We start from the raw sequence: 14,846 nt of genomic DNA, 5'->3' as shown, positions 1-14,846 counted from the left end.
TCCGCGAGGCGGGAGGCGGGGAAGCGGGTATCGCCGAGCTTGGGCAGCACGTCGCGGAAGTAGGCCCACGGGTCCATGCCCAGGCGGTAGCAGCTGAGCACGAGGGAGTAGACGTTGGCGGCCCGGTGGCCGGCCGCGTCGCTGCCCAGGAAGAGCCAGTTCTTGCGTCCGAGGACAATGAGCTTGATGAGGCGCTCCACCTCGCCGTTGTCCACCGGCACGCGTCCGTCCTCGAGGAAGCGGCCCAGGGGGACAGCACGGTTGCGTGCGTAGGCAATGGCCTTGCCCAGGGGCGTCTTGGCGGGCACATGCGGGGCCCACTCCTCCAGCAAGCCGAAGAGCTCCTCGTAGACGGGCAGGCTGTGCGAAAGGCGCAGGCCGAGGCGAGCCTCGGGGGAGAGCCCCTCCTCCTGGGCCTGCCGCTCCACGGCGTACAGCTTCTGCACGAGCGTCAGCACCATGCCGCCGCGAGCGTCTCCGGCCACATAGGCGCGCTCGAAGCCACGCCGGGCATGCATCCAACAGCCCACCTCGAGGCGGGGAGAGTCGGGGCCGAAGAGGGCCTCGTAGCCCTTGTAGCCGTCCACCACCAGGTAGCCCCGGAAGTCGGCCAGCACCCCCTGGGGGCCCGTGCCACTCCAGTCGGGGGTATACTCCACGAAGACGTTGCCGCCCTGGCCCACGTACGGCCAGTGCCTCTGTCCGCGGACGGCATCGCGGCTGCGGCGGCTTTGCTAGAGGCCGTGGGGGAGAACGCACGCGCGTTCTGGGGGCACGCGACGCCGTTCAGCGCGGGGGTGGACATCGCACGCCAGACGAAGAATCGGCCAGACGACCTGGAGCCGCCTCCCCGTGGGCTGCCGGTGCTCAAGTCCCCTGGTGCCATGCGCTCGCCTGAGATTCCGCATCGCCTCGGGTGGCTGAACTACTGGTCAGACGCCGCCGCACGGACCATCGGCTTCCCGGACCCGGCCCGCGACGCCGAGCCGCTCTCACGGGCACGGCGCACCGCGACGGGCGGGTGGGTGGTCAGACTCACGGATGCACCGCTCGACCTGGACAACCCCGCCCACCTGGATGTGCTTGAACAAGCCTACGAGCGCTTCCCGGAGATCGGCGGGCGCTCCACCCCTTGAGGGTCGGAACCGGTTACAGCTCACCGAGGCGGAGGGGCCCACGAAGTGGAGAGTGGGCTTGACGATGGGCATCGCGGGCAGGGTGTCCGCCAGCGGCACGCCCTGGACCTCATACGGTGCCGACGGGACCCTGGGGCCCGTGTCTCCCTTGGGCCCCAGGCTCTCGGTTCAGGCAACCAGCCCTCCCAACAGCATCGCTACGGCGAACATCCGGGATTGGCGCATGGACTATCGGTAGTACAGCCGCAGGCTGTTCCAGACGTTGTTGACGCCGCCGTACCAGAAGTTCACCGTGTTGTCGCCCATGCAGACGTGGACGTCATCATCGGTCAGCGCCCGCCGGAGGATCCGCAAGCTGTCCGAGTTCAGATAGCCACCGTTGGTGTACCGAAGCCCATCCGGATTGCAGCTGTAGAAGTTCCCCTTGAAGACGAAGACGTAGTCGGTGTCCGGGTCGTTGTCACAGATTCCCGTGGTGGTCGTGTAGTAATAGCTGGGCGCCGTGTAGTTGGAGCCACCCGAGCTCTCATCGTTCTCCACGACCTGCTCCCAGAGCGGGGCCGGGCACGCGGCCCGGGCCTGGAGGGGAGCGGCGAGACCGAGCACCAGCGGAATCACAGACACGACGTTCTTGATACGCATCATCCGTCTCTCCTTGTCATGAACAAGCCTGCAAATCAGGCAAAAACGCAACTCATGACTACTCGGCATTTACGCAAAGATCAAGATGAAGATGCTTTTGTATCTTCGTTACAAATTTGGCACGGAATCAAAGGATGAGAGCGCGAGAAGGCCCTCGACGCGTCCCTGTTCGACGACTCCGGAAGCGAGGTCAGACCCTACTTCACCGCAGACGTTGGCATCTCCATCCTACTGGCCACGTAACCGGGGCAAGCCCAATGTCTGAGATGCGCTCTTAGCGGACGAACACGGGGGCGGACAGCTCAACGGTGTAGGGCACCGCCGCCGCGCCCACGGCCCGGAGCCGCACGAGGAACGGGCCGCCGTGGCTGGCCCGCATGAGGAGCACCTCGCCCGGCGTGCGTTGAGCGAGGTCTCCGGGCGCGTCCAGGGACAGGGGGGCGCCCTCCACGTCCAGAAGGTCGACCTCCAGCGCTCCCCGGGCCGCCTCCCAGCGCACACGCACCCCGGCCGGGTAGCAGCAGTCCCCATAGGCGTACAGCCAGTCCGTATCCCCCGGACAGGCCACCTGGCCGTCGAGCTTCAACGGTCCATGGCCGAAGACGTGCGACAGCGGAGGGGCGGCCAGCGCTTGTTCCCGCGTGTCATCTTCTTCCCGCACGTCATCGGCACAGGCCGCGAGGCGAGGCCGACAGCTCGTCCCCACCAGGGCCCCGAGCCCCAGCCATGCGCAACACAGGAGCCCGCGCGTGAAGGTCACGGGGAGGGCCGACACCGGCATCTTGGAGAGCATGGCAGCCATCCTCTCACGAGCGCTTTCGCCGCGAGCCACCGTGGCATGGAAGCGGCGGAAATCGAACCCGCCGCCCCCCACTCAACCCCTCTCAGTACGTGACGATGCTGGGGGACTGCGGCGCGGCGGTGAAGAAGTCAGCGTAGGTGGCGACGAAGTGGTTTCCCTGCAGGATCGGGTACGGCCAGGCAATGGTCGCGGGATCCTCCGTGATCGAGTTCCCGGTGAAGGTGCCGGCGGCCTCGACGTTGACGGCGTTCACGGTGAGCCCGGTCAGCGTGATCACGCCCGGCATTCCGGCTCCACCATTCGACGGCACGTAGCTCGACTGCAGACCCACCGTCCTCACCGTGCTCAACGTGCTCGGGTCCAGACGGTGGATGCGGGCGCGACCCCAGGTCCCGTAACCCCGGATGTACTCTCCGTAGGTCCAGGCCGCCGCGAGCCCATCGGCATTCACGGCGATCGCGACCTCCGGCGTGTTCTTCGAGGTCCCCAGCTCGACGGTCCGGGGCGTCAGCGCGCAGGTGCCGGACGAGACCACCTCGCTCTGGACGGTGACCCTGTAGAGGACCTGCCAGGGAGCATACGGATCAGAGCCCTGCAGGACCTTGATCGAATAAGCGCAGCCCTGCCAGTCGGCCCGCGCCTCCTTGACGACGGGCAGCTGGGCCTGAGCCGATGAACCAAGCAACGCGACAATTCCAATGGCAATCGTTCCAAACAGACGCACGGGTACGGCCTCCTTGGGGGAAGGGGCCGCGGACTCTAGGGAATTCGAAGCAAGAAACGCACGGATTTCACTGTAGTACGGAAGAACCCGTATCCACCCCGAGCACCTGTCTCCACACCTCGAGCTTCTCAGGTGACGAGAGGATGAGTTGCTCACCTGGAAAATTCGCGCCATCGCCTTTCAAGACACCACCGCTGGCGTACTGGTTTTCCCTCATCAGCAGCCCCGGGCGATAACCGGCGGCACCCAGTCGAAGCAGCAACGATTGCGAGCCGCCCCGCAGGACATTGTTCCGGACCTCGAGCCCGGTGACGCTCCGGCCATCCGCCGCCAGCATCAGCCCGTAGCTGGCCGTGCCCTCGACGGTGTTGCCCACCACCCGCACGGTCCTCGCGCCCTCGATACGGATGCCCTGCCCGTTGCCCGCGGGAACGTCGCGGATGTCCTGCAAGAGATTGTCCTCCACCGCGATGTTCTCGGGAGGCGTGCTGCCGTCGAGCACGGAGACACCTCGCCCGGCGCGGGAGATGGCATTGCCCTGGATGAGGATGTCCCGCGCGGAATCGTGGATGACCACGGCCTCCCCGGCCGACGAGCCCGCAGGACGGATGGCCGTGTTGGGAAAGCCGGAGAGAACATTGTCACGCACGGTGACGCGCAGACACTGCTTGATGTCCACCCCGTTCTCGCCCTCGTCGTGCAACGTATTGCCCTCGATGAGCACGCCGTCCGCGGGGCCGGAACCCGGTTGACATTGAATGGAGTCACCCGAGTTGTGATGGATGTCATTGTCCCGGATGACGATGTTCCGCGCCGGGCCCACCACCGCCACGCCATGGGAGTCATCTCCCGGCTTGATGAAGTGGTGGATGTGATTGTTCCGCACCGTGATGTCCCGCGCCCCCTCCACGCACACGCCCGCGCCCGCGGTTCCTCCGTTCAGCTCGCTCCCGGAGAGGACGGACTGCACCGCGTTGGCGTCGAAGAGCACGGCGAACATGCTCGCCCCCGCGACGTCGAAGTGCAGGTTCTCCAGGTTCCAGCGCCCCTGCACACGGAGGATCGCCCCGCGCACCCTGTCCTTCGGAACGAGCCTGGGCCGCTCCGCGCCCTCGCCGCGCAGGGTGATGGGAGCCACACCCGAGCCCCGTGACTCGAGCACGAGCTCTTCCGCGTACACGCCCGGAAGCACCCGGATGACCTCTCCTGGCTTCGCGAGCGCCGCCGCCCGGCCGATGGTCCGCAACGGAGCCTCGAGTGTGCCCGCTCCCCCATCCGAGCCCTTCGTGCTCACGTACCAACTCCGGCCCACGGGCTCGGCCGGCACGGGCACGGGCACTGGCACGGGGGTCGGCGGTGGCTGCGGTGACGACGGCACCGGGGGCGAGGGCTGGGGCTCCTCCGGGGCGGGCCGCACCACCTGGGGCGCCTGCGCCTCCTCGGCACTGTCGTGCGCTGGAACCTCCGGCTCACAGGCGAGCAGGAGCAGACAGGTGAACACTCCACACGCGCCCTTGAAGCGACCCTCGCCACCCGCGCCTCGCGTCACCCCGCCCCCCCGCTCGCCAGCCCCCATCGAAGCGCCGAAAGTCGTCACGAGGGGCGCCGGCATCAAGGGGCCGGACCTGGGGAAAGGTGCGCACCTGCCCCCCGGTACGAGGGGGCTACCAGGAGGAGCTGGCTCCCCCTCCGCCGAAACCGCCCCCTCCCCCACCCCAGGAGCTGCCCGAGCTGGAGCCACCCGAGGACCCGCCCGAGGAGCCACCCGAGGACGAGGAGCCCCACGACGAGGAGCTGACCGTGGAGCCGGAGCTGTTGAGGAAGAGGAACAGGATCTCGATCAGCACCCGGAAGACGGGCGGATAGGTGACGACCACCAGCACGACGGCGAGCAAGCCGAAGGTCTTCCAGCCCTCGAGGAGCATCGCCAGCACATGGGTGGAGTGGTAGTCCGAGAGGGACATCAGGCTGCCCACCACGGCGCTCAGCCCCAGGATGAAGGTGATCCGCAAGGACAGGTGGTGGGCCGACAGGGTGACCGCCAGGAACATCACGGTGAAGGTGGCCCAGGCCAGCAGGAAGTGGAAGGTGGGGATCCGGATCGAGCTCACCATCAGGGCGGTGAGGGCCACGGAAACGAGGACGAGCCCGCCGATGCTCCCGGCCAGCCCGGAGGTGCCGAGCTGCTCCCTCCAGACGCCCAGGCAGCAGCCGAGCAGCACGCCCGCGAGGATTCCCATGCCGACCAACCCCAACATGATGTTGCTCACCCGCGCGGCGCTCACCGGCGCGGCCCCGGCGAGCTCCGGCATGTCCCCGGCACCCGGCAGGCGCGCGCGCACGCCCTGGATGACGCCCAGCAGGGCCCCGCGGTAGTCCCGCTCGCGCAGCAGCGGACCCTGCTCGTCGAGGATGCGCCTCACCGCGTCGTCCGGCAGGTACTCCTCCATCCCATAGCCCACCTCCAGGCGCGCGCGCCGGTCGTCCACCGCGAGCACGAAGAGGAGCCCATTGTCCACGCCCGCGGTGCCGCCCTTCCACGCCTCGGCGGCCCGCATCGCGTAGTCCTCGATGGGCTCGCCCCCGGTGGAGTCCACGAGGAGCATCGCCATCTGCGTGCCCGTCTGGTCGCGCAGGCGCACCAGCTCGCGGGCCACGTCCTCCTTCTCCGAGGCCGACAGCACCCCGCGCTCGTCCACCACGGGCCGATCGATGACGGGCGTGCTCCCGAGCAGGAGCGCCGGCAACAGCAGCACCAGGGCCGAGATCTTCACCACGAGGTCACCTCGGTGGACAGGGGAACGGAGCCGGGCAGCCCCGAGAGCCGCACCACCCAGGACTTCGGGAAGGAGGACGCGGAGGCGTTGTACTCGGTGGCCAGGAGATCGTAGCGCCGCTGCTCCACGCTCACCCGGTTCTCCGCGCCGGACAGCTGCGCGTCCCGCTCCGGGCCGGGGGTGGCGGTGGCGTAGCGCGCCTGCTCCCTCGCCCGCCGCTCCACCACGTTGCGCACCTGCGCGCGCTGGCGCGTCACCTCCTGCAGCGTCGAGTTGAGGCCATTGCGCACGAAGAGTCCGCTCAGCGCGAGCACCACCGCCACGCCCGCGGCGACCCACGCGCCCTTGCGCAGTTGCTCGCGCCGGGCCCGCCGCGCCCGCTCCGCCTCGAGCTTCGCCTGCTCCTGCTCCCGGCGGCGCTGCTCCAGCACCTGCATCGCCTGATCGATGTACTCGGCGGGGATGTCCAGCTCCTGCCCGATGCGCTTGACGTCCTCGGTGGTGAGCGTCTCCGGCGCCGAGTCCTTCTGCATCAGCCGGGTGGCGGTGTGGATGAGGTCGTCCACGTCATCGACGGCGACCTGCTGCCCCTGGGGGGAACGGTTCCGCGTCACGTCACTCATGCCTGGCTCACCACGTCCGGAAGCTCGTTGCCCCGGGTGTCCTCACCGGGAACGGCGGTGCGAAGCAGTCCGCCAATGCGCTCGATGGCCGTCTCCAACCCCGCCACGGGCGTGCCCGCGCGGAAGCCCTGGGCGAGCCCATCCACCACCTCCTGCCAGAAGCCCGGCTGGGCGGCCCCGTGGACGCCCTGGCCCGCGTAGACGGCGGCCTTGCGGTCCGCCACCGCGACATAGAGCAGCACCCCGGTGTCCGCGGCCGTGCGGCGCATCCCGAGCTCCTCGAAGAGCTGAGCGGCCCGGGCCAGCGGCTCTCCCCCGCGGCAGCTCCGCTCGAGGCGGACGACCACCTCGCCCCGGTGCCCCTCTTCCGCGCGGCGGATGGCCGCCACCAGGCGCGCCTCCTCCGTCTTGCTCAGCTTCCACCTCGGACGCATCCACGACCAATCCATGGCGGGCAGGATATGCCATCCGGCCGAGCGGCGGAACGCGCCTCCTCGCCTGCCTGGCGGACATTCTCCGCGCGGCGTCTATACTGCGCGCCCATCATGAAGACGGACTCGCTCAAGGAGCAGCTCCGGCGCACGACGCGCCGCGACCTGTGGCTCACGGTCGCCCCCGCGGCCCTCATCATCGGCATCGCGTTCGCCGTCACGTTCTACTTCGTCAAGCCCGCGCCCCCCATGAAGCTGGTGCTCGCCACCGCGCAGGACGAGGGCGGGTTCCGCTACTTCGCCAAGAAGTACCAGGAGAGCCTCGCCCGGCATGGCGTCACGGTGGAGATCCAGCAGACGAAGGGCTCCGTCACCAGCGTGGAGCACCTGTCCGGGGAGCAGGCCGACGTCGCCTTCGTGCAGAGCGGCACCGCCGACGAGAAGAAGGCGCCGGGCATCGTCTCGCTCGGCAGCCTCTCGTACGTGCCCCTCTGGGTCTTCTACCGGGGCGAGCCCATCGACGACGTGCTCGGGCTGAAGGGCAAGCGCATCGCCATCGGGGACGCCGAGAGCGGGACGCACGCGCTCGCCCGCACGCTGCTGTCCGTCAACGGCGCGGACCAGGCCCCGACCGAGCTCCTGCCCCTGGGGCGTGACGCGGCCATCGAGCAGCTCAAGAAGGGCCAGCTCGACGCGGTGTTCATCGTCGCGCCCGCGGAGGCTCCCGCCATCCAGAAGCTCGCCGTCGAGCCCGGAGTGCGGCTGATGAGCTTCGCCCGCGGTGAGGCCTACGTGCGCCGCTACCCCTACCTGTCGAAGCTCGTGCTGCCCCGGGGGGTGTTCAACTTCGCCGCGGACATCCCCGAGCGCGACGTGGTGCTGCTCGCGCCCACCGCGAACCTCGTCGCGCGCGACTCGCTGCACCCGGCGCTCGCCTACCTGCTCATGCGCACCGCGAGCGAGATCCACGGCAGCGCCGGGCTGCTGGACCGCTCCGGCGAGTTCCCCGCGCCGCTCGAGACGGGCTTCCCCCTGAGCAGCGAGGCCCGCCGCTACTACCAGGCCGGAATCCCGCTGTTGCAGCGCTACCTGCCCTTCTGGGCCGCGAACCTGGTGGACCGGCTCTGGGTGATGCTGGTGCCGATCATCGCCGTGGTGGTGCCGCTGGGGCGGGCCGTGCCGGCGCTGTACCTGTGGCGGGTGCGCTCGCGCATCTTCCGCTGGTACGCCCGCCTGAAGGAGATCGAGCTCCAGCTGGAGGAGAACCCCGGACGCGAGATGCTCGAGGACATGATGAAGCGGCTCGAGGAGGCGGAGCGCGCGGTGAACCGCATCCCCGTGCCGCTGGCCTACGCCGAGAACCTCTACTTCTTCCGCGAGCACATCGACGTGGTGCGCCGGCGGCTCTCCCGGCGGCTCTCCGGTGCCCCCGAGAGCCGGGAGCTCGTCGTGGCGCAGGTGACCGCCTCATGAAGTACGCCGTGACCGCCTGGTTCTGGCTGCTCTTCCTCACCACCGCCCCGGTGCTCTTCGTGCTGGGGCTGGTGCTGTTCCTCGTCGCGTACCCGGTGGATCCGGACCGGCGGTGGCTGCACGCGCTGGTGTGCCGCTGGTGCCACCTGCTGTGGCTGCACGCGTCGCCGGGGTGGCGCACGCGGGTGGAGGGGCGGGAGCTGCTGCCGTCCGGGGCCTGCGTGCTGGTGGCCAACCACCAGTCCGCCGCGGACATCCTGGCCGCCATGGGCCTGTTCCATCCCTACAAGTTCGTGGCCAAGGCGTCGCTGTTCTCCATCCCCGTCGTGGGGTGGATGATGAGCCTGCTGGGCTACGTGCCCGTGAAGCGCGGCAGCACCAACTCCATGGGGAGGATGCTCGAGCAGTGCCGGTACTGGCTGCGCCGGGGCATGCCGGTGCTCATCTTCCCCGAGGGCACCTACTCGCAAGAGGGACTGCTGCGCTTCAAGCGGGGGGCCTTCCAGCTCGCGCTGGAGGAGCACGTGCCCGTGGTGCCGGTGGTCATCGAGGGCACCACCCAGCTCCTCGAGGGCGATGGCCTCTGGATGAGCCCGCGCGCCTCCATGCGTGTGCGCGTCCTGCCGCCGCTGGCTCCCGAGTCGTTCGCCCCGGACGCGGTGACGCTCGCCGAGCAGGTGCGGGCGCTCTACGTGGACACGCTCGCCGCCACGGGCTGAGCTCCCCTGCTGTTGCATGTGCTCCCGGGCGAAGGGTAAGCACGCCGTATGCACATCCGACTCCTCGCCGCGCTCCTGTGCCTCTTCGTGAGCACGGGCTGCATCATCAACAATCACGACGACGACCACGACACGGATCCCCAGCCCGGAGACGTGTCGTTCTTCTGGAACTTCTCGGGCGGCTCCGCCGTGGGCCGGTGCGCGGACGTGCCGGACGTGAAGTCGGTCCGCCTCGTCATCCCCGGACAGACGCTCACCAACGGCGGCGTCCAGCCCTGCACCAACGGAGGCGTGGACGGCGTCGTCGTGCGCGACTTCGCCCCCGGCACCTACAACTACACCCTCGAGGCCCTCGGCTACTCGAACGAGGTTCTCTACACGGGCAGCGGCTCCTTCACGGTGGACGGGAACGAACAGGTGAGCACCACGCTCGCCCCCGTCACCCGGCCGCCCCAGCCCGGTGACGTGACCTTCCTGTGGGCCTTCGCTGGCGGCACCTCCCCCCGCTTCTGCGCGGACGTGCCGGAGGTGAAGTCCATCCGCATCACCATCCCCGGCCAGACGCTGCTCAACGGCGGCATCTATTCCTGCACCACCGCGGGCGTGGACGGCATCATCCTGCGCAATTTCGCCTCCGGCTCCTACGGCTACACCGTCGACGCCCTCGGCTATTCGAACGAGGTCCGCTACTCGGCCAGTGGCTCCTTCACGGTGAACGGGAACAAGCAGGTGAACGTCCTCCTGGATCCGGTCACGCCTCCGCCCGCCCCGGGTGACGTGACCTTCCTCTGGCGCTTCCCCGATGGCTGGTGCGCGGACCTGCCGGACGTGAAGTCCATCCGCATCACCATCCCTGGTGAGACGCTCGCCAATGGCGGCATCTATCCCTGCAACACCGCGGGCGTGGACGGCATCGTCCTGCATGACTTCCGCCCCGGCGCCTACAGCTTCACCCTCGAGGCCCTCAGCTACTCGAACACGGTGCTCTACACGGGCAGCGGTAGCTTCACGGTGAACGGCGACATCCGGATCATCTACACCCTGACCCCGGCCGGCAGCGGGAGCTCCTATGCCTATGTCTCCTGGAGCTTCCCGCCCAACACCACCAGCCCGAACCCCACCTGCGCCCAGGCGGGCGTGGTCTCGGTGGACGTGAGCATCGATGGAGGCGCGTGGACGCGCCTGAACTGCCTGGACGGCCAGGGGAGCAACCAGATCCGCTCGCCCTATCTCGCGCCGGGCTCGCACACCATCGCGTTCATCGGCGTGGGCTCCGGCGGCCAGCACTACTACTACACGCATGGCACGCTGGAGACCCGGGCGGGCTCGCCCGTCTCCGTCTCGTACCAGCTGAAGCCGGTGGGCGGCCTGGCGGTGCGGTGGGAGCTGCTCGACGGCACCGTGACCAAGACGTGCGCCCAGGCGGGCGTCACCACGGTGAGCATCAACCTGCAGAACCTGGCCACCGGGGAGCTCGTCTACGGCACGGCCGGTGACTCGCAGCCCTGCACGGGCGCGCCCATCCTCTACAACTACCTCGAGCCGGGGAACTACCGGGTGTACATCCGCGGCACGGGCTCGGGCGTCTTCTACACCAACGAGAACAACAGCCCGCCCACGTTGACGGTGAAGGCCTTCGAGCCGAAGTCCTCGGCGGACGCCGTCACCGTCGTCCTGAAGCGCGAGTAGTCACGCGCCCCGGGATTAACGGCAGTCCGCGCGCCGCAGCGAGACACCGGCCTCGGTGCGGTACTGGTAGACGACGCCGCCCTCGTCCAGGACGGCGTAGTCCCGGAAGGTCTCCTCGGGCAGGGTGTTGAGCGGCAGGTCCGCCTGGCCCAGCACCTTGCCGTCGAGTGGATCCAGACAGAAGAGCCGCACGCCGGGCTCGGTGGGCGGGCTCGCCTTGCCCGTGGGCAGCTCACCGGCCACGCCCAGGTAGATGACACCCGAGCGGTCCGAGTCGAGCAGCGTGAGGGTCATCAGCGGGAACTGCACCCGGTACTCACGCGTATAGCGCCGCGCGTTCGTCTGGCGATCGACGGCGTTGACCAGCAGGCGCCCACCCGGCCTGTCGATGATGCTGGCGAGGATGTACGAGCGGCCATCCCGGGTGGGGCGGCCGGGGATCTCCGGGCGCGTGGTGTCGGCCGTGCCCGAGAGATCGCCGATGCGCACCAGCGCGCCGTGCTCGCGCTCGACGTACACCGAGTCCCCGTCCACGAAGGTGCCGGTGATGCCGCCCGTCTCGGGGATGCCCTGGCCCTGCAGCGGCAGCTCTCCGCGCAACGTGCCCGTCTCGGGGTCGATGATGGCCACGGACTTGTCCCGCAGCCGGTCCATCACCAGCAGGGTGCCGTCCTTCGCCACGGTGACGTCCTGGGGCGTCTGCTGGGTGAGCGGCGTGGTCCCGAGCACCTTGCCGTCCTGGCCGATGCGCACGAGCCGCCCATTGAGCTGATCCAGCACCACCACGTCCCCGAGCGGCGTCACCGCGAGCGACATGGGCGCCTCGGGGTTGGCCTCCTGGGGACGGTCGCGCCCGAGCTGGGAGGGACCACTGCCCCACCCCAGCTCGGCGATCACGCCCGGAGCCTTGTTGGACGGGGCCGAAGGAGATGCACCCTCCCCCGCCCTGCCCTGACTGGCGCCCGACGGAGCCATGGGAGCCGTACCGCCCTGGGCCGATGCCGGGGCCGCTGGCCCCTGCGTGGACGAGGCGGAGCCCGCTCCGTCCTCCCTGCCCGAGCGGACCATCACGAGCGCGATGCCGAGCGCGAGCACCGTGAGCCCCACGAAGATGACGACACCGCGCTTGCTCGACTTCATGACCTCTTCCTTTTCAGCTTCAGCTTCAGCGAACACGGCTCAATGCGACGGGGAGCCCGGCGGCACGAGCCGCTCGACCCGCGCCTTCAGCTCCGGGTCATCCGGCACGTCCGGCCCGAGCAGGATGAACGAGAGCAGCTGGGTGCGGCCCTCCGCGTCCGGGCGCTCCCGGGCCTGCTCCTCCAGGCGTTGCCGCCGGGACAGGAAGCCGGCCAGTGCCTCCTCGAGCGGCTTCCGGGCCGCCTCGTCCTTCGCCGTGGCCAGACGCTCGCGGGCCCGCTGGATGTTCTCGTCCAGGAGCTTCAGCCCGTCCCGGGCCCTCACCCCCTCGGCGAGGTCCACGAACGGGCCCGCCCCCGTGACGGTGAGCTCCAGCCGGCCCAGCTGCCTGCCGCGCTCGCCCGAGGGCACCAGGGTGGCGTGACCGAGGCGCTGGGCCGTCCCCGGAAGGCGGCTCTCGTGGGACTGCACGACGAAGTCCACCGCGTCCCCCGCCTCCCGCGCGAGCGCCTGGGCGGACGCCAGGGGCATGGCGGCCAGCACCACCACCACGTCCACCTTCTCCTTCTCACGCAGACGGCGGGCCTCGGCGAGCACCGCGGGCCCGGGAGGCCGGCCCGTCACGCCCGGCCGCACCTCGCCCTCGGGCGAGAGCCCCACCACGCCGAACGCCAGCGGCCCCACCCTCACCACCGTGGACGCCGTGAAGAGCGGCTTGCCCTTCGCATCCACGAGGTTGGCCGACAGCACCTTCATCTTCGACTTCCGGGTGTCCTGCTTCAGGAAGTCCGTGCCGAGCACCAGGTCGCGCGCCCCCACGGCCATGGCCGCGGTGCCCAACGCCTCCATCTGCTCGAGCAACAACTCCGCGCGCGCCCGTGCGCCCGGCTCGCCCTCCGACTCGAGCGACTTGAAGAGCGCATTGCCCGCGTCCAGCACCAGCACCGGCTCGCCCCTGGCACGCTCGCGCGAGAGGACCGTCTTGCGCCGGGCCAGTCCTCCCGCCGGGAGCTGCCCGCAGCCACAGTGGGACACCTCGCCCCCGTTGTCTCCGGTGAACAGGAGCACCGCCTTCCCGGGCGCGGCTCCCGCGGCCAGGGGACTCAGCACCAACACCAGCAGGGCGAGCAGGCCCGGTCGTACGCGCATCACATCCTCGAGAGACAACCACGCCCCAACGAACGGCGGCCGGGCCCCACGCACCCGGCCGCCCCCTCGCGGCGGAGGGACTAGAAGTGACGGATGGCGTGGTACGTGGTGGTGGCGGTGCGGAGGTTGTACACGCAGCCGGCCGCGCAGCCCTTGCACTCGTAGGCCCACATGCTGCCCCAGCCATCACCCGACTCGTAGAGGAAGGTGTGGCCGGCGCCGTCCACGTTGTACACGAGCGCGTCGGCCTTCAGCAGGGCGTCGCGGGAGATGGTCGTCCACTGGCTGGTGTCCGAGTTGAAGCTGACGGTGCTGTAGGGGTGCGAGTCGGTGGCCGTGTTGGTGTTGGTGCTGGGCACCACCCACACCTTGGCGAGGAAGCCGGAGCAGTCCGCGCCGTACGAGCCGGTGTGCGTGCAGCTGGGGCAGCTCCCCGAGCACGCGCCCACGGCGGCGCCCGGGCTCCAGGCGCCGTGGCCCCACCAGTACGAGAAGCCCATCCCGCTCTTCGCCTTGGAGATGGCGGTGTCACGCGTCGAGGTGGAGGTGGTCACCAGGGTGAGGTAGCTGCCCGAGGCCCAGCCCGTCACGCCGCTGTAGGTGACCTTGTACCAGCCGCTGGTGGGGCAACCTCCGCCCGCCTCCTTGACGATGGCACCGCCCGGCATCGTCAGGAGGATGCTGTACGTCGTCCCCGGCCCGCTGCGCAGGTTCAGGTCCGTGGTCGTCTGGAGGCTGGCGCCCGCGGTGACGCAGGAGGTGATCGCGTTCTCGCTGCTGCCCACGCTCTCGTCCACGCCCGTCAGCTCCACGCTCTCCACGGACGACTGGCCGCCGCCGCAGCCCACCGCCAGCACTGCCAGGACCGCCAGACACTTCAAGGAATGACCGCTCATGCTCCGGGAGCTCATACGACCCTCCATCCAGGGGGGGACTGCGGGGAAGGCAGGCACGTCCCACGACCCTTCACTCCACCGGCATGGCAGGGACGCCTTGGAAAACCAGGAAGCGCATGATTGCACGAAATGTAGGTTTTTTCATCTTATTTTTTCAGGAGAGTCCACAGTCCCCTCGTTCTTCTCTATGTTCCAGCCCCTCAACGAAGGAGCCCACACTTGGCCGGATCCAGCCTGCTCGCACTGCTCGACGACATCGCCACCCTGCTCGACGACGTGTCGGTGATGACCAAGGTGGCCGCGCAGAAGACCGCTGGCGTGCTGGGTGATGACCTGGCGCTCAATGCCGAGCAGGTCGCTGGCGTCAACGCCGATCGCGAGCTGCCGGTGGTGTGGGCCGTGGCCAAGGGCTCCATGGTCAACAAAGCGATCCTGGTGCCAGCTGCACTGGGGATAAGCGCCGTCGCTCCCTGGGCGATCCTCCCCCTGCTGATGTTTGGCGGAGCCTTCCTGTGCTTTGAGGGCTTCGAGAAGATCGCGCACAAGCTGTTTCACCGACGCGAGGATGAGGAGCAAGAAGCCGCAAGGCACCGTGAGCAGCTTCAAGCCCTCGCTGACCCGAGCGTCGACCTCGTCGCCCTCGAG

The 14,846-nt window shown here is 69.3% G+C and carries 15 protein-coding genes and 1 pseudogene; 5 read left to right on the top strand and 11 right to left on the bottom strand.

Features of this window, described 5'->3' with window-relative positions; genetic code table 11:
- Positions 1 to 692: pseudogene (tnpC, locus tag VFZ09_RS18660) on the bottom strand (IS66 family transposase); the annotation flags it as partial.
- Positions 693 to 743: 51 nt separating this feature from the next.
- On the opposite strand from tnpC, the gene VFZ09_RS18655 reads away from it, so the two are divergent.
- Positions 744 to 1,136: a DUF5953 family protein gene (locus VFZ09_RS18655; RefSeq protein WP_329728951.1), complete on the top strand. Its 393-nt coding sequence runs from the start codon at positions 744 to 746 to the stop codon at positions 1,134 to 1,136.
- 228 nt (positions 1,137 to 1,364) lie between these two features.
- Here the strand turns inward: VFZ09_RS18655 and VFZ09_RS18650 are convergent, their stop codons facing one another.
- The 7 genes from VFZ09_RS18650 to VFZ09_RS18620 all read right to left on the bottom strand — a co-directional run bounded on the left by VFZ09_RS18650 (position 1,365) and on the right by VFZ09_RS18620 (position 7,138).
- Positions 1,365 to 1,781 carry a hypothetical protein gene (locus VFZ09_RS18650; RefSeq protein ID WP_329728950.1) on the bottom strand — a complete coding sequence of 139 codons (417 nt, stop codon included), beginning with the start codon at positions 1,779 to 1,781 and terminating at the stop codon, positions 1,365 to 1,367.
- Positions 1,782 to 2,052: 271 nt separating this feature from the next.
- The gene (locus VFZ09_RS18645) at positions 2,053 to 2,571 is read right to left on the bottom strand and encodes a hypothetical protein (RefSeq protein WP_329728949.1); all 519 of its coding nucleotides are present in this window, start codon (positions 2,569 to 2,571) and stop codon (positions 2,053 to 2,055) included.
- Positions 2,572 to 2,662: 91 nt separating this feature from the next.
- A complete protein-coding gene (locus VFZ09_RS18640) occupies positions 2,663 to 3,304 on the bottom strand; it encodes a hypothetical protein (RefSeq protein ID WP_329728948.1) in 642 nt (213 codons plus the stop codon).
- A gap of 67 nt (positions 3,305 to 3,371) precedes the next feature.
- Positions 3,372 to 4,916, bottom strand: a complete 1,545-nt coding sequence (locus tag VFZ09_RS18635) for a right-handed parallel beta-helix repeat-containing protein (protein ID WP_329728947.1) — start codon at positions 4,914 to 4,916, stop codon at positions 3,372 to 3,374.
- A 52-nt stretch (positions 4,917 to 4,968) separates the two neighbouring features.
- Complete coding sequence (locus VFZ09_RS18630; protein ID WP_329728946.1) at positions 4,969 to 6,078, bottom strand: TPM domain-containing protein; 1,110 nt, start codon at positions 6,076 to 6,078, stop codon at positions 4,969 to 4,971.
- Positions 6,075 to 6,704: a hypothetical protein gene (locus tag VFZ09_RS18625; protein WP_329728945.1), complete on the bottom strand. Its 630-nt coding sequence runs from the start codon at positions 6,702 to 6,704 to the stop codon at positions 6,075 to 6,077. Before VFZ09_RS18625 ends, VFZ09_RS18630 begins: the two co-directional genes overlap by 4 nt.
- On the bottom strand, positions 6,701 to 7,138 hold the full coding sequence (locus VFZ09_RS18620; RefSeq protein ID WP_329728944.1) for a TPM domain-containing protein: 438 nt from the start codon (positions 7,136 to 7,138) through the stop codon (positions 6,701 to 6,703). Before VFZ09_RS18620 ends, VFZ09_RS18625 begins: the two co-directional genes overlap by 4 nt.
- 111 nt (positions 7,139 to 7,249) lie before the next feature.
- On the opposite strand from VFZ09_RS18620, the gene VFZ09_RS18615 reads away from it, so the two are divergent.
- The 3 genes from VFZ09_RS18615 to VFZ09_RS18605 are packed head-to-tail and all read left to right on the top strand — an operon-like array spanning position 7,250 to position 11,016.
- Positions 7,250 to 8,608 (top strand): TAXI family TRAP transporter solute-binding subunit, encoded by a 1,359-nt coding sequence (locus tag VFZ09_RS18615; RefSeq protein WP_329728943.1) that lies wholly within the window; start codon positions 7,250 to 7,252, stop codon positions 8,606 to 8,608.
- Positions 8,605 to 9,327 carry a lysophospholipid acyltransferase family protein gene (locus VFZ09_RS18610; RefSeq protein WP_329728942.1) on the top strand — a complete coding sequence of 241 codons (723 nt, stop codon included), beginning with the start codon at positions 8,605 to 8,607 and terminating at the stop codon, positions 9,325 to 9,327. The genes VFZ09_RS18615 and VFZ09_RS18610 overlap by 4 nt, the downstream gene beginning before the upstream one ends.
- A gap of 48 nt (positions 9,328 to 9,375) precedes the next feature.
- Positions 9,376 to 11,016: a hypothetical protein gene (locus tag VFZ09_RS18605; protein WP_329728941.1), complete on the top strand. Its 1,641-nt coding sequence runs from the start codon at positions 9,376 to 9,378 to the stop codon at positions 11,014 to 11,016.
- A gap of 15 nt (positions 11,017 to 11,031) precedes the next feature.
- On the opposite strand, the gene VFZ09_RS18600 is transcribed toward VFZ09_RS18605, so the two are convergent.
- The 3 genes from VFZ09_RS18600 to VFZ09_RS18590 form a co-directional block, all read right to left on the bottom strand.
- Positions 11,032 to 12,156, bottom strand: coding sequence for a hypothetical protein (locus VFZ09_RS18600; RefSeq protein ID WP_329728940.1), 1,125 nt, complete (start codon positions 12,154 to 12,156; stop codon positions 11,032 to 11,034).
- Between the two features lie 39 nt (positions 12,157 to 12,195).
- Complete coding sequence (locus tag VFZ09_RS18595) at positions 12,196 to 13,305, bottom strand: 5'-nucleotidase (protein ID WP_329728939.1); 1,110 nt, start codon at positions 13,303 to 13,305, stop codon at positions 12,196 to 12,198.
- A gap of 80 nt (positions 13,306 to 13,385) precedes the next feature.
- The gene (locus tag VFZ09_RS18590) at positions 13,386 to 14,201 is read right to left on the bottom strand and encodes an SH3 domain-containing protein (protein WP_329728938.1); all 816 of its coding nucleotides are present in this window, start codon (positions 14,199 to 14,201) and stop codon (positions 13,386 to 13,388) included.
- 219 nt (positions 14,202 to 14,420) lie between these two features.
- Between VFZ09_RS18590 and VFZ09_RS18585 the strand changes: the two genes are divergently transcribed.
- On the top strand, positions 14,421 to 14,846 hold a 426-nt coding region (locus VFZ09_RS18585; RefSeq protein ID WP_329728937.1), incomplete at its 3' end, for a DUF808 family protein.

Origin of the sequence: Archangium sp. (genome assembly GCF_036277355.1) — a bacterium.
Classification (GTDB): Bacteria; Myxococcota; Myxococcia; order Myxococcales; family Myxococcaceae; genus Archangium.
The sequence above is the reverse complement of the archived record's forward strand: the minus strand, read 5'-3'. Positions and strand labels throughout refer to the sequence as shown.